Source organism: Streptomyces sp. WG5 (assembly GCF_049974565.1).
Taxonomy (GTDB): Bacteria; Actinomycetota; Actinomycetes; order Streptomycetales; family Streptomycetaceae; genus Streptomyces.
The window spans coordinates 206,587-227,533 of the sequence record NZ_JBNGGC010000007.1 but is presented as its reverse complement, the minus strand read 5'-3'; the positions used below and the strand labels follow the sequence as shown (position 1 = coordinate 227,533).

Here is a 20,947-nt window from a genome sequence, read left to right as displayed (position 1 = left end):
GAGATGAGCTTCACAGCATGAGTGACTTCCCCAGTTTTCCGCCCGGTTTCGTGCTCGGCGCCGCGACCGCCTCGTACCAGATCGAGGGCGCGGCACGGGAGGACGGCCGCGGTCCGTCGATCTGGGACACGTACAGCCACACCCCCGGCCTGGTGGTGAACGGCGACACCGGCGACGTGGCCTGCGACCACTACCACCGCTACCCCGAGGACGTGGCGCTGCTGCGCGACCTGGGCGTGGACTCGTACCGCTTCTCGATCGCCTGGCCGCGCATCGTGCCCCAGGGTTCGGGCGCGGTGAACCGGAAGGGCCTGGACTTCTACTCCCGCCTGGTCGACGAGCTGCTCGCGGCGGGCATCGAGCCGGCCGCCACCCTCTACCACTGGGACCTGCCGCAGGCCCTGGAGGACCGGGGTGGCTGGCGGGTGCGGGAGACGGCGGAGCGGTTCGCCGAGTACACGGCCGTGGTCGCGGAGCACCTGGGCGACCGGGTGCCGCGCTGGATCACGCTCAACGAGCCGTGGTGCAGCTCCTTCCTCGGCTACTCCATCGGAAGGCACGCCCCCGGCGCCAAGGAGGGCCGGGGCGCGCTGGCCGCCGCCCACCACCTGCTGGTCGGCCACGGTCTGGCGGTGCGCGCCCTGCGGGCTGCCGGGGTGCGCGAGGTGGGCATCACGCTCAACCTGGACCGCAACCTGCCGGCCACCGACTCCCCCGCCGACCTGGCGGCCGTGGTCCGGGCGGACACCCAGCACAACCTGGTGTGGACCGAGCCGATCCTCGCGGGCCGCTACCCGGCCACCGAGGAGGAGACCTGGGGCGAGCTGATCACCGGGGAGGACTTCCGGCGGGACGGCGACCTGGAGCTGATCTCCCAGCCGCTGGACTTCCTCGGCGTCAACTACTACCGGCCGATCGTGGTCGCCGACGCCCCGTACCGCGAGAGCGACCCGGCGCGGCGGGTGGCCACGGACAACCGCTACGAGGAGGTCCGGCACCCGGACGTCCGGCACACCGCGATGAACTGGCCGGTCGTCCCGGACAGCTTCACCGACCTGCTCGTCCAGCTGAAGAAGCAGTACGGTGACGCACTGCCGCCGATCCACATCACGGAGAACGGCTCGGCGGAGGACGACGCGCCCGCCGCCGACGGCACGGTGCACGACGCCGACCGCGTCGCCTACCTGCGCGACCACCTCACCGCGCTGCGGGCCGCGATGGACGCGGGAGTGGACGTACGCGGGTACTACGTGTGGTCGCTGCTGGACAACTTCGAGTGGGCGTACGGCTACGGCAAGCGCTTCGGCATCGTCCGGGTCGACTACGACACGCAGGTGCGCACGCCGAAGGACAGCTACCGCTGGTACCGGGAGATGATCGCCGCCAACCGGGGCTGACCCGGAGCGGGGGGCCTCGGCCGGGCGGCCCCCCGCGTCAGCTCCGCTCCCGCTCGGCGTACGCCGACGGGTCGGCCAGCACCTCCCGGACGATCACGCCCGCCGCGCCCCGGGCGGCGTCCCCGAGGGACGAGGAGGGCCGCAGCCGCTTCCCGTCCTCGCTCCACAGCCCGGAGACGACACGGAGGGCGAGCTCACGGTCGACGGCGGGGGCCACCCAGTCCATCAGCTCGCGGTAGACGCCGCCGAGCATCACCGCGTCCGGGTCGAAGAGGTTGACCGCGCCCGACAGGACGACGCCCAGTTGCCGCCCGGCGCGCTCGATCGCCGACAGGGCGGCCGGGTCGCCCCGCCGGGCACGGCGTTCGAGCTCGGCGACGCCCTGCACGCCCGCGTCCGCGTCGATGCCCGCGGCCTTCAGCAGCGCGGCCTGTCCGGCGTACTGCTCCAGGCAGCCGCGGGCCCCGCACCGGCACAGCAAGCCCTCCGGATCGACGACCATGTGCCCGATCTCCCCGGCGAAGCCGTGCGCGCCCCGCAGCAGCTCGCCCCCCAGTACCAGGGCGCCGCCGATGCCGATCTCGCCGGTCAGGTACAGGAAGCTGCGCACTCCCTCGGTGCCCGCGCCGAACCACAGCTCGGCGAGGGCGGCGGCGTTGGCCTCGTTGTCGGAGCTGACCGGCAGGGGGCGGTGGGCGGGCCGCAGGGCGAGGAGCGCCTGCGCGAACAGCCCTTCCACCGCGACGCGCTGCCATCCCAGGTTGGGTGCCTGGCGCACGGTGCCGCCGGTCACCAGGCCCGGCAGCGCGACATGGACCCCGGCCGGTGCGAGGTCCTGTTCGGCCGCGGAGGCGATGGCGCGCGCCGCCAGCCGGGCCGCACGCGCCAGCACCTCGGAGGGCTGGACCCCGCGGTTGTCGACGTGCTCCACGAGCCGGACCCGGTCGGTGCCGGCGAGGTCGACGACGCACACGGTGACGTAGTCGATGTTGATCTCGACGCCGAGGCCCGCCGGGCCCGACCGGGACACCTTCAGGACGGTGCCGGGCCGCCCCGCCTGGCCGCTGCTGGTCTTTCCCCATTCCGAGACGAAGCCGTACTCCAGCAGCTGCTCGACGAGGGACGACACCGCGGCGCGGGTCAGTCCGACGTGCGTGGCGATACCGGCCCTGGTCGACTCCCCCGCGTCGTGCACGGCCCTCAGGACCAGGCTGAGGTTGTGCCGTCTGACCGTGGCCTTGTCGGCCTTCGGCCCCAGGGGGGTGAGGTTGTTCTTCATGGTGGTGTCGAGCGTATGCGACGCCGGGGGCGCCACCTCCCGCCTCAGGGGCAGGCCGGGGCGCCCTTGCCCCTCCCCCGCGCCGCCCCTAGCCTGATTTTGTGCCGCAAATAAACAAAGCCCGATCGCACAGCGCCGTGCCGGGCCCCAGCACCGACCTCACCCGCCTCCGCATCGCCCTGACCGCCTTCTTCGCCCTCGACGGCTTCGTATTCGCCGGCTGGGTCGTGCGGATCCCCGCCGTCAAGGAGCAGACCGGCGCCTCCGCCGGCGAACTGGGGCTGGCGCTGCTCGGGGTCTCCGCGGGTGCCGTCGTCACCATGACGCTCACCGGGCGGCTGGTCCGCCGCTACGGCAGCCACCCCGTCACCGTCGCCTGCGCGGTCCTGCTCTGCCTCAGCGTCGCCCTGCCCCCGCTCACCCACTCCGTGCTCGCCCTCGGCGCCGTGCTGCTGGTCTTCGGCAGCGCCTACGGCGGGATCAACGTCGCCTTCAACAGCGCCGCCGTCGACCTGGTGGCCGTCCTGCGGCGCCCGATCATGCCCAGCTTCCACGCGGCGTTCAGCCTGGGCGGCATGATCGGCGCCGCGCTCGGCGGGCTGGTCGCAGGGTCGCTGTCACCGGTGCGGCACCTGCTCGGCCTCACCGTGATCGGCCTGCTCGTCACCCTGGTCGCGGGCCGGGCCCTGCTGCGCTGCGAACCCGCCGCGGCGCCGGACCGTCCCGCCCGTCCCGGTCGGGGCGACCGGGACGGGCGGGACGGCACCGCATCGCGGCCGCCCGACCGCCGTACCCGCCGCCTCGTCGTCACCTTCGGTCTGATCGCCCTGTGCACGGCGTACGGTGAGGGCGCCATGGCCGACTGGGGCGCCCTGCACCTGGAGCAGGATCTCGACGCCTCGCCGGGTCTGGCGGCCGCGGGATACTCCTGCTTCGCACTCGCCATGACCGTCGGCCGCCTGACCGGCACGACGTTGCTGGAACGCCTCGGCCGGACGACCACGGTGGTGGCCGGCGGCACGGTCGCCGTGGCCGGCATGCTGCTCGGCTCACTCGCCCCGTCCGTGTGGGCGGCGTTGTCCGGCTTCGCGATCACCGGGCTCGGGCTCGCCAACATCTTCCCGGTCGCGGTCGAACGGGCCGGGGCACTGGGCGGTCCCGGCGGCGTCGCGACAGCGTCCACCCTGGGCTACGGCGGCATGCTGCTCGGGCCGCCCGCGATCGGCTTCATGGCCGACTGGTTCTCCCTGCCGGCCGCGCTCACCAGCGTGGCGGTACTGGCCGCGGTCGCGGTGCTCGTCGCGGTCGCGACCCGGCGCGCGGGAGTCGCGGGCTGAACCTCGGGGCGCCGTCCGGCGGCCCACGCCGGGCGCCCTCACCACCCCTCACAGCAGGCGCGGACACGTCTTCCGGGGCACCCTCACCTCGCCCCCGCCGCTCCTCCGTCCCCCTCGGTCATGACCGAGGGGGACGGACCTGTGCCCCCTCGGTCAGCCCTGATCCAGGGGAAGGCGCCAGGCCCGTGGGAACTTCAGGCCTCCCCTGGAGCCCGCTCCATGCGGCACACTCACCACCATGCAGAACGCTGCATTCGTCGAAACCCTGGGCCGTGAGGGCGCGTTGCTGGCCGCGGCCTCCGAAGCGGCGGGCACCGACGCCAGGGTGCCCACCTGCCCCGGGTGGCAGGTCCGGGACCTGCTGCGGCACACGGGGATGGTGCACCGCTGGGCGGCGGCGTTCGTCAGCGAGGGGCACACCGGCCCCCGGCCCGACGGCGGCCTGCCCGACCTCGACGGCGCCGCGCTGCTGGCCTGGTTCCGGGAAGGGCACGGGCACCTCGTCGACACCCTCGCCGGCGCCTCGCCCGACGTGCGCTGCTGGCACTTCCTGCCCGCGCCGTCTGCCCTGGCCTTCTGGGCCCGGCGGCAGGCGCACGAGACGACCGTGCACCGGATCGACGCCGAGTCGGCCCGGGGCGGCGACCCCACCGGCATCGGCGCGGACTTCGCGGTGGACGGCATCGACGAGTTGCTGTGCGCCTTCCACGCCCGTCCGAAGAGCGCGGTGCGCACCGAGGAGCCCCGCACGCTGCGGGTGCGTGCGACGGACGTGCCGGGCGCCGTGTGGACCGTACGGCTGTCCGCAGGGCCTCCCGTGACCGAGCGGGACGATGCCGGGAACGCCGACTGCGAGCTGAACGGGCCCGCCGCACAGCTCTATCCGGCGCTGTGGAACCGCCGGCCGTTCCCGGAGGTGACCGGCGACGCCTCGCTCGCCGCACTGTGGCGTGAGAAGTCGGGCGTCACCTGGAACTGAGCCGTACCGCGCGGCCTCGTCGGTCAGTCGGCCAGCATCCGGTGCAGCACCGCCCGCTGCACCGGGAGCACCTGGCCGTACATGACCCGCCCCTTCGACGTGAGCGCCACCCGCACGCCCCGCCGGTCCTCCGGGCACATGGAGCGTTCGACGAGGCCGTCCTTCTCCAGCCTGGCGACCAGCCGCGACAGCGCACTCTGGCTCAGGTGGACCCGCTCGGAGATCTGCTGGACGCGGTATCCGCAGGAGCCGGATCCGTCCTCGTCCAGCGTGCCCGCCAGGACGTCGAGCACCTCGAAGTCGCTTCCGCACAGGCCGTGTCGGTGCAGCGCACGGTCGAGTTCGCACTGGATGCGGGCGTGCAGGGCGAGGATGCCGCGCCACCGGGTCACGAGCGCCTGTTCGGCCTTCTTCGCCGCCATGGGCGCACACCGTAGCAGAGCGGCTGCGGTGGACACCGCGCTGTTCGAACCGGCGCGGGACTGGAAGACTGGTCGGCATGGACAGCTACGGGGGACGGCGCACGCAGGGCGAGCGGGACGCGATCACGGTCGAGATCGGGTACGCGCTGTGCAGCGCGGCGTTCGCGGCGGCCGTGCTGTTCGGAGCCCTGGCGGGACCGGCGTACCTCTTCGGACTGCCGGGCGGTGTGCGGGACGTGCTCGTCGGCTCGGGCGCGGTGTCGGCCGTCGTGGTGTTCTTCGTCCGTGTGGTGAGCGTGCTGGTCCGGTTCGCGCGCGGCGACCAGCCCGGCCGGCCCGGCCGCACCCACCCCGAATCGTGAGCCGGGGCCCCGTCGGGCACGGTCGCGGGCGTCCCGTTTCACCCGCGCGCGGCCGACGCGGGTCCGGGCCGTCACCTTCCGCTCCCGCTCAGTGGGCCGGGCCGGCGCGGGGGCCGCCGCCGCGGGCTCCGTGGAGCGGGCCACGAACCCGGCGGCCGGACGGCGTGTCACGCCCGGTGGGAGCGGCACGTCGCCGTCGGCCACCGCCCGTGCGGCGCGCAGGAGTTCGTCCGGCCGGACGTCCCCGCGCCTGGTGCTCACACGTACTCCCGGCGACGTACCTCCTCGCCCTCCTCCCCGTCTCCCCCGTCCGCCCCGCCCGCGCCGCGCGCCGCCGCTGCCCGCACCGGTGCCTCCTTCACCCGGAAGCGGCGCAGCGACCGCGGCGCCCACCAGTTCGCGCGCCCCGCGAGCCGCATCGTCACCGGCAGCAGCACCACCCGGATGAGGGTGGCGTCGACGAGGATGGTCAGGGCCGTGCCGATCCCCAGTTCCTTGAGGAAGACGACGCCGCCGGTCGCGTAGGACAGGAAGGACAGCGCGAGGATGCCGGCCGCGGCGGTGATCAGCGGGGCGCTGCGCCGGATGCCCTCGCCGACCGCGCGTACGGTGTCCCCGGTGCGCTCGTGCTCCTCCGTGATCCGGGCCAGCAGGAAGACCTCGTAGTCCATGGACAGGCCGTACGCCACGCAGAACATGAGCACCGGGATGCTCGGCTCGATGGAACCGGTCGGGGTGAAGCCGAGCAGCCCGGACAGGTGCCCGTCCTGGAAGACCCACACCAGGCAGCCGAACATCACGGACAGACTGAGCAGGTTCAGCACGGTCGCCTTGGCGGGCAGCAGCACGCTGCCGGTCATGAGGAAGAGGATCACGTACGTCGCCACCAGCACGATGCCGACGGCGTACGGCAGCCGGTCCAGGAGCGTGGCGCGGAAGTCGGTGGTCTCGCCGGGGTAGCCGCCGACCAGGGCGGGCACCGGGGCCGGGGTGTCCCTGACGCGCTCGACGAAGGCGGGGACATCGCCGTACATGGCCTCCTGCGTCGGTACGACCGCCAGCCGCACCCGCCCGTCCGGTGCCGTCAGCCGGTCCTGGCCGGGGGCGCCGGTGCGTTCGCCCTGGCGGTAGGTGCCCTCCGGCGCGTCGACCTGGAACACGCCGGGAAGCCGGGAGAGCGCGGCCGCGTATGCGCGCGTGCCGGTGCGGCCCGGGACAGCTTCCTCCAGGACGACCTGGACGGTGTCCGTGGGCTCGGCGGCGAACTCGCGGTGCACGGTCTCGGAGGTGGTCCGCGAGGAAGTGCCCTCGGGCAGGGTCCGCTCGTCGGGCAGCCCGAAGCGCAGGCCCAGCAGCGGAGAGGCGGCCACCAGCAGCACGGCGAGAACTCCGGCGCCGGCCAGGAACGGGCGGCGCACGGCCGCCAGCGCGGCGCGGTGCCAGAAGCCGGAGGCGGGCGCGCCGGGGCGCTCGACGCGGTGTCCCCAGCGGGCGAGTGCGGCGGGCAGGAACAGCACGGCTCCGGCGACCGCGGTGAGCACGACGAAGACACCCGCGTACGCGAACGAGCTGAGGAAGAAGAACGGGAACACCAGCAGCGCGCACAGCGACACCGCGACCGTGACCCCGCTGAAGACCACCGTGCGGCCGGCCGCACGGGTCGCCCCGAGGACGGCATCGCGCTGGTCGTGCCCGGCGGCGCGTTCCTCGCGGTAGCGGTTGATCACGAACAGGCCGTAGTCGACGCCCAGTCCGAGGCCGAGGACGAGTGCGAGGTTCGCGGCGAACGTCGACACCTCCGTGACCTGCGCGACCGCCCGCAGCCCGGCGAGCGTGCCGACCACGGAGAACAGGCCGACGGCCACGGTCAGCAGCGCGGCGACGGTGCGCCGGAAGACCAGGATCAGCAGGAGCAGCACGGCCGGCAGGGCGAACATCTCGGCGCGCAGGAAGTCGGCGCGGGCCTGCTCTCCGACCTGCCGGGAGATCTCCTCCTGGCCGCCGACCCGGACGTCGAGTTCGGCGGTCTCGCGCGACAGCCTCGGTGACAGGGAGGCGAGTTGCTCGCGCGTCTCGGTGGCCGTGCCCTCGAGGCGGGCGAGGATCAGGGCCCGGTGGCCGTCCTCCGCACGCAGGGCCGCGCTCCCCGCGTCCCAGTACGAGGTGACGTCCGTGACGAGCGGCAACCCGGCGACCTCCGCGGTCAGTTCACGGGCGGCCCGCTCGGTGCGCGGGCTGTCCACGTCGCCGTCGCGGGCCGTGACCAGCAGGGCGAGGTTCGGGTTTCCGGTGCGGAAGTGCTCGCGCAGTCGGTCACCGGCGTGCACGGACTCCGTGCCGGGAGCGTCCCAGCGAGAGAGGTCGAGGTCGCTCTGCGCGCCGGCACCGTAGGCACCGAGGCCGAGGAGGGCGAGCAGGAAGCCGATCAGCACCGCACGGCTGCGCCGCACGGCCAGGCGGCCGAGCCGGGTGAGCATGGAGGGGCCTTTCTCCGACGGGTTGGTCCGCACACCGTCGGCCCGGCCGCTGGAAGGACCGCTGGAAGATCCACTGGAACGCCACAGCCGGGATACGCTCGACGCATGGGTGAGGGGGCATCGGGGACACCGGGGACACCGTCGGAGCCGGCGTCGGCAGCAGCGGGCGCGACGAGCGTCCTGCGGTGCGAACTGCTGGGCCCGCTGCGGGCGTTGCGCGACGGCGTCGAGATTCCGCTCGGCCCGCCGAAGCAGCGCGCGGTGCTCGCCGTCCTGCTGCTCCAGGAGGGCCGCCCGATCTCGTACGACGGCCTGGTCGAGGCCGTGTGGGGCGGGGCACCGCCGGTACATGTCCGCAATCTCGTGCAGAAGTACGTCTCCGGGCTGCGCCGCGCACTCGGCGACGGTGCGGAGGTGGGCTGGACCGGCAGCGGCTACCGCCTCACGGGGGTCCACGCCGACGATCTGCGGCAGCGTCGGGAACTGGTGGCGGAGGCGCTGGCCGCCCGCGACGCCGGCGAGTTGCGCCGGGCCGCCGAACTGGCCCGACAGGCCGAGGAGTTGTGGCGCGGCGAGTTCGCCGAGGGCCTTCACACGCCCTACCTGGCCGCGGAACGGCTGCGCTGGGCCGAGAAACGGCTCACCGTCCTGGAAGCCCGGCTGGCCGGTGAGATCGACCTCGGGCAGTCCTTCGAGTACGTCCACGAACTCGTCCGGCTCGTGGCCGCGCACCCCCTGCGGGAACGCCTGTGCGAACTTCTGATGCTCGCGCTGTACCGCGCCGGCCGCCCGGCCGACGCGCTCACCGCCTACGAGGCGGTACGGCAGCGGCTCGCCGAGGCGCTGGGCTCCGACCCGGGACCCGGGCTGCGGTCCCTGCACGCACGCGTCCTGCGGCAGGACCCGGCACTGCTGTCCCCACCCAGGGTTCCGGTCAGGTGAGGGAGGCCGCGGAGGTCACGCGCCGGCGCCCAGTCGCGTACCGCCTCGCGAACCACGCTCCAGCGCGGGCGGGCCCGGCGTCGGCCGCCGCCTCGCACCACCCCGGCTGACCGCCGACGGACAGCAGTACCCGATCGCCCCTCGCGACCGCGTCCGGTGGACCCGCAACAGGCGCGCGGCGGGCCGCGGCGGACCTGCTCCTCGGTACCCACGTGGACGTGTCCGCGGCCACGGAGGTCACCGACGACGGCAAGCCGCCGCTCCTGCGCGCCTGCCCCGAACGCGGGCAGGCGGAGGTCGGGATCTTCTTCGACGGCGTGGGCCCCGGCTCGTCGGACACGGAGCCGCGCCGCACGGCGCCCGGCCACCCGGCCTTCCGGACCGAGGTCAGGAGCCGGCCTCGTCGCCCGCGGTGCCCCGGGTGCCCGCCGCATCCGCGGTGCGCGCGGTGTCCGGGGCGCCTGCGGAGTCCCCCGCGACCGCCTGCCGGCGGTCTATGGCCGCCAGCGCCCGCTGCGCCAGCGGGTGGCCGCGGACCAGCTCACCCAGCGACGTCGAGCCCTGCGTGATGTCCTTGAACGCCTTCCAGGCCGGACGGAAACCGGTCAGCGCCGCGTGGAAAAGCCCCGGCCGGCGCTCGAACACGGCCAGCATCCGCTTGCCGACGCTCATCTCGACGCCGAGCCCGGCCTTGATGGCGAAGGCGTAGTTCAGGGCCTGCCTGCGCGCGTCCACCGCGTCGTGCGCCTCGGAGATCCGCACCGCCCACTCGCCCGCGAGCCGTCCGGACCGCAGCGCGAAGGAGATCCCCTCGCGCGTCCACGGTTCCAGCAGCCCCGCCGCGTCCCCGCAGACCAGGACCCGGCCGCGCGACAGCGGCGAGTCGTCGGCACGGCAGCGCGTCAGGTGGCCGGAGGAGATGCTGGGCTCGAAACCGGCGAGGCCGAGCCGGCCGACGAAGTCCTCCAGGTACCGCTTGGTCGCCGCGCCCTCGCCGCGGGCCGAGATCACACCGACCGTGAGGGTGTCGCCCTTGGGGAAGACCCAGCCGTAACTGCCGGGCAGCGGACCCCAGTCGATGAGGACCCGTCCCTTCCAGTCCTCGGCGACCGTCTCCGGCACCGGGATCTCCGCCTCCAGACCGAGGTCGACCTGGTCGAGCTTCACCCCGACGTGCGCCCCTATCCGGCTGGCGCTGCCGTCCGCGCCGACGACCGCCCGGGCGAGCACGGTCTCGCCGCCCTGCAGGACGACGGCGACCGTGCGCCGGTCCGGCACCGCCGACCCGTGCTGCTCCACCCGTGTCACGGTCGCCCCGGTGCGCAGTTCGGCACCCGCCTTCTGCGCGTGCTCGACGAGCTGCTGGTCGAACTCGGGCCGGTTGATCAGCCCGAACAGCATCTGCCGGGAGCGCCGGGTCCGGGTGAAGCGCCCGTTGTTCGAGAACGTCACCGCGTGCACACGGTCCCGGAAGGGCAGCTCGAAGCCCGGCGGGAGGGTGTCGCGCGAGGGCCCGATGATGCCGCCGCCGCATGTTTTGTAGCGGGGCAGCTCCGCCTTCTCCAGCAACAGCACGCGCCGCCCCGCGACCGCCGCCGCATAGGCGGCCGAGGCCCCCGCGGGTCCCGCGCCCACCACGACCACGTCCCAGACCTGACGCGCGTCGTCCGCCGAAGAGTTCTCGCTGCTCACGATGGTCTACCGCTCCCAACAAACCGCATGCCGCACCTGACCCCCGCATCCTACGGCGACCACCGCCCCGGGCCACTGTGGGAGGATCGGCCCACCGATCCCCGTACTCATCGGTGCAACGTCGCACCCACAAGGAGCGTGCCCATGTCGTCGAATCCGGTCGCCGAGACCGTCTCCTCCCTGATGCCCAGGGCGAAGGAGGAGCTCACCGCACTGGTGGCCTTCAAGTCGGTGGCGGACTTCGACCAGTTCCCGCGCAGCGAGAGCGTGGGCGCCGCCAACTGGATCGCGTCGGCCCTGCGCGCCGAGGGCTTCCAGGACGTCGACCTGCTCGACACCCCGGACGGCACGCAGTCGGTGTACGGGTACCTGCCCGGGCCCGAGGGCGCGAAGACGGTCCTGCTCTACGCCCACTACGACGTGCAGCCGCCGCTGGACGAGGCCGGCTGGGCCACCCCTCCGTTCGAACTGACCGAGCGGAACGGCCGCTGGTACGGGCGCGGCGCGGCCGACTGCAAGGGCGGCGTGCTCATGCACCTGCTCGCGCTGCGCGCGCTGAAGGCGAACGGGGGCGTGCCGGTGCACGTCAAGGTGATCGCCGAGGGCTCGGAGGAGCAGGGCACGGGCGGTCTGGAGCGGTACGCCGAGCAGCACCCCGAGTTGCTGGCCGCCGACACGATCGTCATCGGCGACGCGGGCAACTTCCGGGTCGGTCTGCCGACGGTCACCTCGACGCTGCGCGGCATGACCCTCGTCCGCGTCCGCGTCGACACGCTCGAGGGCAACCTGCACTCCGGCCAGTTCGGCGGCGCGGCGCCCGACGCGCTGGCCGCCCTGATCCGCGTACTGGACTCGCTGCGCGCCGAGGACGGTTCGACGACGGTCGACGGACTGGCGGCGGACACCGAGTGGGAGGGTCTGGCGTACGACGAGGAGCAGTTCCGCCGGGACGCCCGGGTGCTGGACGGCGTCGAGCTGATCGGTTCCGGTTCGATCGCCGACCGGATCTGGGCCCGGCCGGCCGTCACGGTGCTCGGCATCGACTGCCCGCCGGTCGTCGGCGCCACCCCGTCGGTGCAGGCGGGTGCCCGTGCCCTGGTGAGCCTGCGGGTGCCGCCGGGCGTGGACGCCACCGAGGCCACCAAGCTGCTCCAGGCCCACCTGGAGGCGCGTACGCCGTGGGGCGCCCGGGTGGGCGTCGAGCAGATCGGCCAGGGCCAGGCCTTCCGCGCCGACACCTCCAGCCCGGCGTACCAGGCCATGGCCGACGCCATGGCGGTGGCGTACCCGGGCCAGGAGATGCAGTACGCCGGTCAGGGCGGGTCCATCCCCCTGTGCAACACCCTGGCGGCGCTCTACCCGCAGGCGGAGATCCTGCTGATCGGCCTGAGCGAGCCGGAAGCGCAGATCCACGCCGTGAACGAGAGCGTGTCCCCCGAGGAGCTGGAGCGGCTGTCGGTCGCCGAGGCGCTGTTCCTGCGCAACTACGCGGCGAGCCGAGTGGCCCGCTGACTCCGGTCGACCACGCCCGGGCACCCGCGCTGCAGCCGGTCCGGCTCGGGTGCGGCCGTCGGTGGGCAGGTCCCCGTCGCCTGACGGGGACCTGCCCACGGAGCGGTCGGCCGGCTCAGCCGACCGGGGTGCCCGCCTCCAGGTACAGTGCCGCGCCGCGTTCCCGGGCCCGCAGGGCCCAGCGCAGCCGCGCGTAGCGGACCGGGGGCAGGAGGCCGGCGGCCTCGTCCTCGGTGACGAAGCGCCAGTCGCGCAGTTCGGGCCCGGGCAGCAGCACGCGGGCGGCATCCGTGGAGTCGAGCCGGCCGCCGTCGAAGAGCAGGCGCAGACCGCCGTAGCCCGGGGGCGTGGGCCGTTCCCAGTCGACGACCAACAGGGCGGGTACGTCGTCGAGGCGGATCCCGGTCTCCTCGGTGACCTCGCGCATCCCGGCGCGGGCGGGCGCCTCGCCCGGTTCGACGACGCCGCCGGGGAACTCCCAGCCGGGCTTGTAGGTGGGGTCGACGAGCAGCACCCGGTCCTGGTCGTCGAAGAGCAGGACACCGGCGGCGAGGGTCTCCGCGGTGGGTTCGGGCGTCTGCACGATGTCGCAGGCCGGCACGGAGCCGGCGCCGACGGCCTCGGCGATCCGGACGGCGGCCTCGTACGGTGTGAGCGCGCCGGTGTCGATCGGATGGGCGTCGGCGGTCAGCCAGGAGGCGAGGGCGGCCCGGTACGGCTCGATGTTGTCGTACGACCACTGCCGTACCCGTAGCTCGCCGTCGGGCAGGTCCGCCGGTATTTCGCGACCTGCTATCCGCTCGCGCAGGATCGTTTCGGCCGGAGCGAGCAGGACGTGTCGGACCGCGATGCGGCGGGCGGCGAGGCCGCCGAAGATCTCGTCGCGGTACTCCTGCCGCAGCAGGGTCATGGGGACCACGAGGGTTCCGCCGAGTTCGGCGAGCATCGCGGCCGCGGTGTCGGTCACGAGGCGCCGCCAGATCGGCAGATCCTGGAAGTCACCGACCTCTGCGAGGCGTTTGGGCGGCAGCAGATGCGCCAGTGCTCCGCCGATGACCTCGGGGTCGAAGAGTGTGCTGTTCGGGATCAGTTCGATCAGTTCCCGTGCGGTGGTGGTCTTTCCCGCACCGAACGCGCCGTTGATCCAGACGACGGTCACAGGTCCCCCTCTTCTGTTGGCCCCCTGAGGCTTGCCCGCTCCACCCTGCCACGGAAACCAGGCGCAGTTGAGGGCGTACGACAGCGGCGCCGGCGCCCCGGAAGGGGGCACCGGCGCCGCGTGGTGGGTGCCGGGCGGTGTACGTCAGCCCACCTGCCCGTCGGCGTCGTCGGCCAGGGTCAGGCTGTCGGTGGCGACCGCCTCCTCGACGGTGCTGACGGTGTCCTGCACGTCGAGGCCGAGCGGGAGTTCGCCCGGAGCGGCGTGGGAGGGCGTGACGGCCGCGACGACGAAACCGGTGGCCAGGGTGGCGAGGGCGAGCATGCTGCGCTTCTTCATGTGTGGTTCAACTGACGTGACCGGGTGGGGGTCACGGCCGGCCACTGACGCGGCCGGGTTCGAGCCGCTCAGGTCCTCGCCGGGGTCGCGTCCGCCGTTCTCGTGAGCGCCGCCGCGGCCGCGCCGACCAGGCCCGCGTCGGTTCCCATCTGGGCGGGGACGACCGCCAGGCGCTGTACGAAGGACAGGGTCGCGTAGTCGGTCAGGGCCTTGCGCAGGGGGGCGAAGAGCACGTCGCCCGCCTTGCCGACGCCGCCGCCGACCACGGCGATGTCGATCTCGACGAGGGTGGCGGTGGCGGCGATGCCGGCGGCCAGTGCCTGCGCGGCCCGTTCGAACGACGCCGCGGCGACGGGGTCGCCCAGGCGGGCAGCGGCGGCGACCGCGGCGGCGGAGGTGTCGCCGTCCGGGCCGGGCCGCCAGCCGGCGTCGAGGGCACGCCGCGCGATGTTGGGGCCGCTCGCTATGCGCTCCACGCAGCCGCGCGCGCCGCACGGGCACGGATCTCCGTCCAGGTCCACGCTGATGTGGCCGATGTGCCCGGCGTTGCCGGTCGGGCCGGGGTGCAGCCGGCCGCCCAGGACCAGACCGCCGCCGACGCCCGTGGAGACCACCATGCACAGCGCGTTGTCGTGGCCGCGGGCGGCGCCCTGCCAGTGTTCGGCCGCCGTGATGGCCACGCCGTCGCCGATCAGCTCGACGGGCAGGTCACCGGCGGCGGCGCGGACCCGCCGGACGAGCGGGTAGTCGCGCCAGCCGGGCACGTTCACCGGGCTGACCGTGCCGGCGGAGGCGTCCACCGGGCCGGCGCTGCCGATGCCGACGGCCGTGGCCCGCCCCCACAGCGGTGACGCGGTCAGCTCGCCCAGCACCGCCTCGACGGCCCGCATCACGGTGTCGCCGTCCTGCTGGGCGGGCGTCGCACGCTGTGCGCGCGCCTGGATGCGGCCGTGGCCGTCCACCAGAGCGCCGGCGATCTTGGTGCCGCCGATGTCCAGCGCTGCCACGAGATCGGTGTGCATCAGAGTCGGATCTCCCCGTCGGACCGAATGAAGAATGACGAACCCAAGAACGCACAGTGAACCGTTCCCACGGTGGGGGCGAGGACCGGAGAGTGCTGCGAACAGTGTCTCCCGCATCTGACAACGTTGTCCAGGCTCTATGCTCGACGCCACATCCTCATACAAACCCATGACCGACACGTCCCCCGTGGACAACAGGAGCCGACGCAATCCCGTGGACGACAGGACAGGACACCGCATCGTGCCCGACACGACCCGCCGCGCAGCCCGCCTTCCCGGGAACCGGTACGGCAATCGCCCGACCATGAAGGACGTCGCCGCCCGGGCCGGGGTCGGCCTCAAGACCGTCTCCCGGGTGGTCAACGGGGAGCCGGGCGTCACCCCGGAGACGGAACGCCGCGTCCAGGAGGCCATCGACGCGCTCGGCTTCCGCCGCAACGACAGCGCGCGCGTGCTCCGCAAGGGCCGTACCGCCAGTATCGGCCTGGTCCTGGAGGACCTGGCCGACCCGTTCTACGGGCCGCTCAGCCGTGCCGTGGAGGAGGTGGCCCGCGCCCACGGCGCCCTGCTGATCAACGGGTCCAGCGCGGAGGACCCGGAGCGGGAGCAGGAGCTGGTGCTGGCGCTGTGCGCGCGGCGCGTGGACGGGCTCGTGGTGATCCCCGCGGGGGACGACCACCGGTACCTGGAGCCTGAGCTGAAGGCGGGCGTCGCCACGGTTTTCGTGGACCGGCCGGCGGGGAGAATCGACGCGGACGTGGTGGTGTCCGACAACTTCGGCGGCGCCCGCGACGGCGTGGCCCACCTCATCGCGCACGGGCACCGCAGGATCGGCTTCATCGGTGACATGCCCCGCATCCACACCGCCGCCGAGCGGCTGCGCGGCTACCGGGCCGCCATGGAGGACGCGGGCATACCGGTGAAGGACTCCTGGATGTCCCTGGGCGTCACCGACCCCGTGCGCGTGCGCCGGGCCGCCGAGGAGATGCTCGCCGACCCGCACCCGGTCACCGCGGTCTTCACCGGCAACAACCGGGTGACGGTCACCGTGATCCGCGTCCTCGCCGAGCAGGCCCGCAGCGTCGCGCTCGTCGGCTTCGACGACATCGAGCTGGCCGACCTGCTCCAGCCGGGCGTCACCGTCGTCGCCCAGGACGCGGCGGCCCTCGGCCGCACCGCCGCCGAGCGGCTCTTCCAGCAGCTGGACGGCATCCTGCTCGCGCCCGACCGCATCGAACTGCCGACCAGGCTGGTCACCCGCGGCTCGGGCGAGCTGCCACCGGCGGCCTGAGCCGCCCGTGGCCGCTGCCCCTCGCAAGGCCTTGCGAAGGGCAGCGGCGGGCCCGGCGGGCGGGTGCCGGACACCCTGCGGACGGCCGCGGGCCCCGCCCGACCGGAGGGGGCGAGGCCTGGAGCGGTACGTGCGCCCCGGACGGACGGACCGCCCCCGGGACCCTGCCGCCTACTGCGCCGACGCCGTGAGGTCACCGCGCCGCGGGGACGAGAACCCCTCCAGGTCGGCGCGGGTCAGCCCGGTCAGCCGGGCGACCTCCGCGATGTCCAGGGCTCCGCAGTCCAGGCCGCGCAGCAGGTAGCCGCTGAGGGCCTTGGCGGTGGCGGGCTCGTCCATGACGTCGCCGCCGGTGCGGCTGGCGTAGCGGGCGAGGCGGGCGGCGGCCTGTTCGAAGCCCTCGCGGTAGAAGGCGAAGACGGCCGCGTACCGGGTCGGGATGTGGCCGGGGTGCATGTCCCAGCCCTGGTAGTAGGCGCGGGCGAGGGCGCGGCGGGTGAGGCCGAAGTGCAGGCGCCAGGCGTCGTGGACCTTCTCGGTGGGACCGACCGGCAGGACGTTGGTGGAGCCGTCCGAGACGCGTACGCCGGTGCCCGCGGCGGCGACCTGCATGACCGCCTTGGCGTGGTCCGCGGCGGGGTGGTCGCTGGCCTGGTGGGCGGCGGACACCCCGAGGCAGGCGCTGTAGTCGAAGGTGCCGTAGTGGAGGCCGGTGGCGCGGCCCTCGGCGGCCTGGATCATGCGGGCGACGGCGGCCGTGCCGTCGGCGGCCAGGATGGACTGGCTGGTCTCGATCTGGATCTCGAAGCCGATGCGGCCGGGCTCCAGGCCACGGGCCTTCTCGAAGGCCTCCAGGAGCCGCACCATGGCGGTGACCTGTTCGGGGTACGTCACCTTGGGCAGGGTGAGGACCAGCCCGTCGGGCAGGCCGCCGGCCTCCATCAGGCCGCTGAGGAAGACATCGAGCGTGCGGATGCCCCGGGCGCGCACCGGAGCCTCCATGCACTTCATGCGGATGCCCATGTACGGGGCCGCGGTGCCCTGGTCGTACGCCTCGGCGATCAGCCGGGCCGCGCGGGCCGCCGCCTCGTCCTCCTCGGCGTCCGTGCGGTTGCCGTAGCCGTCCTCGAAGTCGACGCGGAGGTCTTCGATCGGTTCGCGCTCCAGCTTGGCGCGTACGCGGCTGTACACCGGCTCGGCGAGGTCGTCGGCGAGGCCGAGGACGGCGGCGAAGGACGCGGCGTCGGGGGCGTGTTCGTCGAGGGCGGCGAGCGCGCGGTCGCCCCAGGAGCGGATCGTGTCGGCGGCGAAGGCGTCGCCGGGGACGTAGACGGTGTGCACGGGCTGGCGGGTGCCCGGGTCTCCGGGGTAGCGGCGCTCCAGCTCCGCGTCGACCGGTGCGAGGGAGGCGCTGATCTCCTCGCCGACGGCGCCCGCGAGGCTCGTTGCCACCTTCTCCTGCTGACCCATCCCACACCCTCCTGGCTCAACTTTTCCGCTGAACGGAATCAATAATCCGTAGAGTGAAGTTATCTGTCGGTTCTCCGCCGGTCAACACCATCCTGCGCAGACGCCGAGGCGCCCGCGACCGTCCGTGGGACGCCGTTGGCGCATCCGGGAGTGCGCGGACCTGTTCCCGGCCGGGGCACCGTCGCCCGGGGCGTCCAGCGCCGCGGCCTGCGCGCGGCTCCCGCCCGACCTCGCTGAAGCCGGCCGCACCCGCCGCTTCGCAGCACTCGGCCCCGCCGGGCCGAAGCCCGGCGGGGCCGAGAGGAGCCTGCTCCCGAAGCAACCGACAGGGGTGCCGGATGGCCCCCGGGAGCTCATGCCGTACGGCGGCAGCCGTTACCGTGCCGAGAACCCGAAGTAGTTGCCGTTGGCCGGGAGTCCGCCCTGGCCCGGCTGGTACGTGGTCGCCGGCGCGCTCGTACCGCCCGGTACGGCGTTCGGGAACGGCAGGACGTGCAGGGCCCCGGTGTCGGTGGGCCCGTAGGGCATACCGGCGTAGAGGTTCCGCGGGGTGAAGTGGATGCTCGTGCCCAGCTTGTCCCCCTCACCAGGGGACCCGGGGATGCCGTCGCCGTCACCGGCCTCGATCCACAGGTCGTTGGCGCCTGCCGAACCCATCAGCGAGAAGGTGTGGATGGCGCCGGCGTCGGTGACGCCCGCGAGGTCCTCACCGGGGGTGCCCACGGCGATCTTCAGGGTGGCGGCCGAACCGACCTCCCGGGGTGCGGTGTTGACCGCGCTCAGCGAGGAGCCCGCGCCGTCACCGGCCTCGATCGTGCCGGAACGGTCGTCGGTCCCGGTGCCCTGGTTGAGCGCGTGCATGTAGTCCCAGGTGCCGTCCGCACGGATGTGCACGAGCATGACGTTGCCCGCACCGGCCCGCTGCGCGCCTCCGTCCTCGGCCGCCAGGGCCTCGCCGGGCGCGCCGATCGCGAGGATCGAGTCGGTGGCCGTGGCCGCACCGGACGGGCGGTAGGCGACCAGCGCGAGGGCCTGACCGAACTTGTCACCGGCCTCGGCGCTGCCGCTGATCTCCTCGTTGTCCTGGTCCAGGCCCGCGACCACGGTGGGCCGTCCGCCGGCGTCCAGCTTGTGGCTGAGCACGGCCAGGTTGCCGGCGTTCGCGTCGCCGCCGATGGCGTCACCGGGAGCGCCGATGGCGATGAAGTTGGCGTCGCCCGTGACGGACGTGCCGAAGGCGTCGTTGGCCTCGGCCGCGCCGGGGACGTCCGAGCTGTCCTGGCTGATGCTGATGTTGGTGTCGCCGTGCACGTAGTACGCGGCGCCCGCCTTGGCGAGCGAACCGAGGGCCTCGCCCGGCGCGCCGATCAGGATCCACGGCTTGCCTTCGGCGGTGGTGCCCGCGGCGAGGGAGGCGCCCATCCGGTCGCCGGTCTCGGGCGCGGACGCACCGATGGAGCCGTTGCCGGAGCCCTGTTCGAAGTGGCGGGCGGCCGGGCCGCTGCCGAGGCCGTCCTTGCCCCCGAACAGGACGTCGACGAAGCCGGCGTCGACCGCGCTGCCGACGTTCTCCTCGGACGCGGTGACGACGAGGTCGGTGTAGCCGTCCTCGTTGTAGTCGACGGTCGCGAGGTGGCCGCCGAAGTGGTCCCCGGCCTCGGCGCCACCGGGCACCCAGTCGAGGTCCTGGGTGATCTCGGCGGTGCCCTTGCCGCCGCCGTGGACGACACGGACCAGACCCGCGGTGGTGTCGCCGCCGACCGTGGCCATCGGGTCGCCGATGGCGATGTCCTCGATGGCGTCGCCGTTGAAGTCGACGATGCGGGTGGCGCCGGCCTTCTCGTCGATCCAGGAAGCGAGGTCGTCGACGCGCGCGATGACGCCCGCGGTGGAGGTCTGGGTGTCGTCGACGCCGAGGCAGCCGCCCTGGAGGGACTGGCTGTTGAGGCCGACCAGCTTGCCGCCGGAGGTGACCGGGCCGCCGGTGTCGCCCATGCAGGCGGCCGCGCCGTCCTTGCCGGTGACACCCGCGGCGGTGGCCGCGGTGGAGTCGACGGTGTAGGTACCGGTGTGCAGCTCGTGCGGTGCCCATACGGTCTTCGTACGGCCGTATCCGGCGAAGGTCAGCTCCGCACCGGCCGCGGGCGCGGTGGTGGCGAGCTGGGCCGGGATCACGTCGGTGACGGGCCGGTTGAGGCGGGCCAGGACCACGTCGCGGTCCGTGCGCGGCACGATCTCGACGACACGGCGCTCGGCGCCCTGCGTGCCGGAGAGGTCGGCGCGGCCGATGACGGCGGTGGTCGCCTTGGCCGGGGCGCCGGCCGGGACGGCGAGCGAGACGGCCGGGTTCTCGGCGAAGCAGCTGGCCGCGGTGAGCAGCCATTCGACGTCGACGAGGACGGCGGAGCAGCCGCGGTCGTGGGCGCCGATGGTGATCTGCGCGGTGTAGGCGTGGGTGGTGTCCGAGCCGGCGACCGGGGTGCCGCCGGTGACGGCGACTGCGGGTGCCGCGCTCAGTGCGAGCGACCCGGCGGCCAGGACCGCGCCGAGCGCGGCCAGACGGGGACGTCTTGTGGAAGACATACGAGCGGTTTCCTCAATCACTGCGGGACGTCGGTTAGTTGGTGACGCGGATCTCGACCAGGACGTGGTCCCGGCCGTCGACGGACTCGCCGACGCCCTCCCACGTGTCCGCGGGGATGTCGTACTCGACCTGGTCGCCCTCGGCGGTCATCTCCAGGTGGGTGTTGGCGGAGTCGTCCGTCTTCACCCCGTGCACCGCGGGAAGTTCGAGGGTCAGCCAGCCCTCGTCGGCGGTGACCCTGAAGCAGACGTCCTCCTGGTCGCGCGCGAGGAACTGCAGGAGGTTGTCCCCGCTGGCGCAGTCGGCGAGCACGATGTGGCCGTCGCCCCGCTTGAGGACGATGTTCCGCTCGGCCAGGATCTTGTCGGCGCCCGGGTAGTTGTAGTCCTCGACGGCGTAGCCGGGCGCGGTGTCGGCGACAGCCTCGATGGAGGACCCGGGGGCGGCGTTCGCGCCGCCCTGGGCGAGCACGGCCCATGTCAGGGCGCCGGCGGTGGCCGCGGCGCCCAGAATGCGCACGAATGCGTTGGGTGGCTTCATCACAGTCCTAGAAACTCGACAGTTCTTCGGGTTCAAGCCCCTTATCGAAGCGGGCACTTGGCGAACACGTCCAATTCCTAAAACGGACAGAATTCGGGCAACCGGCGAGTTCGGGCCGTGATCCGCGTCACGCGCGGAGAGGG

General features: G+C 73.7%; 17 protein-coding genes. 7 read left to right on the top strand and 10 right to left on the bottom strand.

What is annotated here, in order from left to right; all coding sequences use genetic code 11:
• Positions 1 to 17: 17 nt before the first annotated feature.
• On the top strand, positions 18 to 1,397 hold the full coding sequence (locus ACP4IX_RS09830) for a GH1 family beta-glucosidase (protein ID WP_426518040.1): 1,380 nt from the start codon (positions 18 to 20) through the stop codon (positions 1,395 to 1,397).
• 37 nt (positions 1,398 to 1,434) lie between these two features.
• Here ACP4IX_RS09830 and ACP4IX_RS09825 read toward each other — a convergent pair whose 3' ends face one another.
• The gene (locus tag ACP4IX_RS09825) at positions 1,435 to 2,676 is read right to left on the bottom strand and encodes an ROK family protein (protein ID WP_426555267.1); all 1,242 of its coding nucleotides are present in this window, start codon (positions 2,674 to 2,676) and stop codon (positions 1,435 to 1,437) included.
• A 137-nt stretch (positions 2,677 to 2,813) separates the two neighbouring features.
• Here ACP4IX_RS09825 and ACP4IX_RS09820 point away from each other — a divergent pair, with 137 nt between their 5' ends.
• Positions 2,814 to 4,013: an MFS transporter gene (locus tag ACP4IX_RS09820; RefSeq protein ID WP_426555266.1), complete on the top strand. Its 1,200-nt coding sequence runs from the start codon at positions 2,814 to 2,816 to the stop codon at positions 4,011 to 4,013.
• Positions 4,014 to 4,251: 238 nt separating this feature from the next.
• Positions 4,252 to 4,992, top strand: a complete 741-nt coding sequence (locus ACP4IX_RS09815; RefSeq protein WP_426555265.1) for a maleylpyruvate isomerase family mycothiol-dependent enzyme — start codon at positions 4,252 to 4,254, stop codon at positions 4,990 to 4,992.
• 23 nt (positions 4,993 to 5,015) lie between these two features.
• Here the strand turns inward: ACP4IX_RS09815 and ACP4IX_RS09810 are convergent, their stop codons facing one another.
• A complete protein-coding gene (locus ACP4IX_RS09810) occupies positions 5,016 to 5,414 on the bottom strand; it encodes a MarR family winged helix-turn-helix transcriptional regulator (protein WP_426518048.1) in 399 nt (132 codons plus the stop codon).
• A 77-nt stretch (positions 5,415 to 5,491) separates the two neighbouring features.
• Between ACP4IX_RS09810 and ACP4IX_RS09805 the strand changes: the two genes are divergently transcribed.
• The gene (locus tag ACP4IX_RS09805) at positions 5,492 to 5,776 is read left to right on the top strand and encodes a DUF6332 family protein (RefSeq protein WP_426555264.1); all 285 of its coding nucleotides are present in this window, start codon (positions 5,492 to 5,494) and stop codon (positions 5,774 to 5,776) included.
• Positions 5,777 to 6,033: 257 nt separating this feature from the next.
• Here the strand turns inward: ACP4IX_RS09805 and ACP4IX_RS09800 are convergent, their stop codons facing one another.
• The gene (locus ACP4IX_RS09800; RefSeq protein ID WP_426518052.1) at positions 6,034 to 8,253 is read right to left on the bottom strand and encodes an MMPL family transporter; all 2,220 of its coding nucleotides are present in this window, start codon (positions 8,251 to 8,253) and stop codon (positions 6,034 to 6,036) included.
• Between the two features lie 105 nt (positions 8,254 to 8,358).
• Between ACP4IX_RS09800 and ACP4IX_RS09795 the strand changes: the two genes are divergently transcribed.
• Entirely contained in the window at positions 8,359 to 9,195 is an 837-nt protein-coding gene (locus ACP4IX_RS09795) for an AfsR/SARP family transcriptional regulator (protein WP_426518054.1), read from the top strand.
• A gap of 387 nt (positions 9,196 to 9,582) precedes the next feature.
• Here the strand turns inward: ACP4IX_RS09795 and ACP4IX_RS09790 are convergent, their stop codons facing one another.
• Positions 9,583 to 10,887, bottom strand: a complete 1,305-nt coding sequence (locus ACP4IX_RS09790) for a geranylgeranyl reductase family protein (protein ID WP_426518056.1) — start codon at positions 10,885 to 10,887, stop codon at positions 9,583 to 9,585.
• A gap of 144 nt (positions 10,888 to 11,031) precedes the next feature.
• On the opposite strand from ACP4IX_RS09790, the gene ACP4IX_RS09785 reads away from it, so the two are divergent.
• Positions 11,032 to 12,399 (top strand): dipeptidase, encoded by a 1,368-nt coding sequence (locus tag ACP4IX_RS09785; RefSeq protein ID WP_426518058.1) that lies wholly within the window; start codon positions 11,032 to 11,034, stop codon positions 12,397 to 12,399.
• Positions 12,400 to 12,514: 115 nt separating this feature from the next.
• On the opposite strand, the gene ACP4IX_RS09780 is transcribed toward ACP4IX_RS09785, so the two are convergent.
• The 3 genes from ACP4IX_RS09780 to ACP4IX_RS09770 all read right to left on the bottom strand — a co-directional run bounded on the left by ACP4IX_RS09780 (position 12,515) and on the right by ACP4IX_RS09770 (position 14,919).
• Positions 12,515 to 13,558: an NUDIX hydrolase gene (locus ACP4IX_RS09780; RefSeq protein WP_426518060.1), complete on the bottom strand. Its 1,044-nt coding sequence runs from the start codon at positions 13,556 to 13,558 to the stop codon at positions 12,515 to 12,517.
• A gap of 144 nt (positions 13,559 to 13,702) precedes the next feature.
• Positions 13,703 to 13,897 carry a hypothetical protein gene (locus ACP4IX_RS09775; RefSeq protein WP_426518062.1) on the bottom strand — a complete coding sequence of 65 codons (195 nt, stop codon included), beginning with the start codon at positions 13,895 to 13,897 and terminating at the stop codon, positions 13,703 to 13,705.
• 68 nt (positions 13,898 to 13,965) lie between these two features.
• Positions 13,966 to 14,919, bottom strand: a complete 954-nt coding sequence (locus ACP4IX_RS09770) for an ROK family protein (protein ID WP_426518064.1) — start codon at positions 14,917 to 14,919, stop codon at positions 13,966 to 13,968.
• 214 nt (positions 14,920 to 15,133) lie between these two features.
• Between ACP4IX_RS09770 and ACP4IX_RS09765 the strand changes: the two genes are divergently transcribed.
• Positions 15,134 to 16,210, top strand: a complete 1,077-nt coding sequence (locus tag ACP4IX_RS09765) for a LacI family DNA-binding transcriptional regulator (protein WP_426518066.1) — start codon at positions 15,134 to 15,136, stop codon at positions 16,208 to 16,210.
• Between the two features lie 171 nt (positions 16,211 to 16,381).
• Here ACP4IX_RS09765 and ACP4IX_RS09760 read toward each other — a convergent pair whose 3' ends face one another.
• From ACP4IX_RS09760 to ACP4IX_RS09750, 3 genes are all read right to left on the bottom strand, one after another.
• The gene (locus ACP4IX_RS09760) at positions 16,382 to 17,680 is read right to left on the bottom strand and encodes a DUF6986 family protein (protein ID WP_426518068.1); all 1,299 of its coding nucleotides are present in this window, start codon (positions 17,678 to 17,680) and stop codon (positions 16,382 to 16,384) included.
• A gap of 375 nt (positions 17,681 to 18,055) precedes the next feature.
• The gene (locus tag ACP4IX_RS09755; RefSeq protein WP_426518070.1) at positions 18,056 to 20,263 is read right to left on the bottom strand and encodes a S1 family peptidase; all 2,208 of its coding nucleotides are present in this window, start codon (positions 20,261 to 20,263) and stop codon (positions 18,056 to 18,058) included.
• 34 nt (positions 20,264 to 20,297) lie between these two features.
• On the bottom strand, positions 20,298 to 20,804 hold the full coding sequence (locus tag ACP4IX_RS09750) for a hypothetical protein (RefSeq protein ID WP_426518072.1): 507 nt from the start codon (positions 20,802 to 20,804) through the stop codon (positions 20,298 to 20,300).
• Between the last annotated feature and the right edge of the window lie 143 nt (positions 20,805 to 20,947).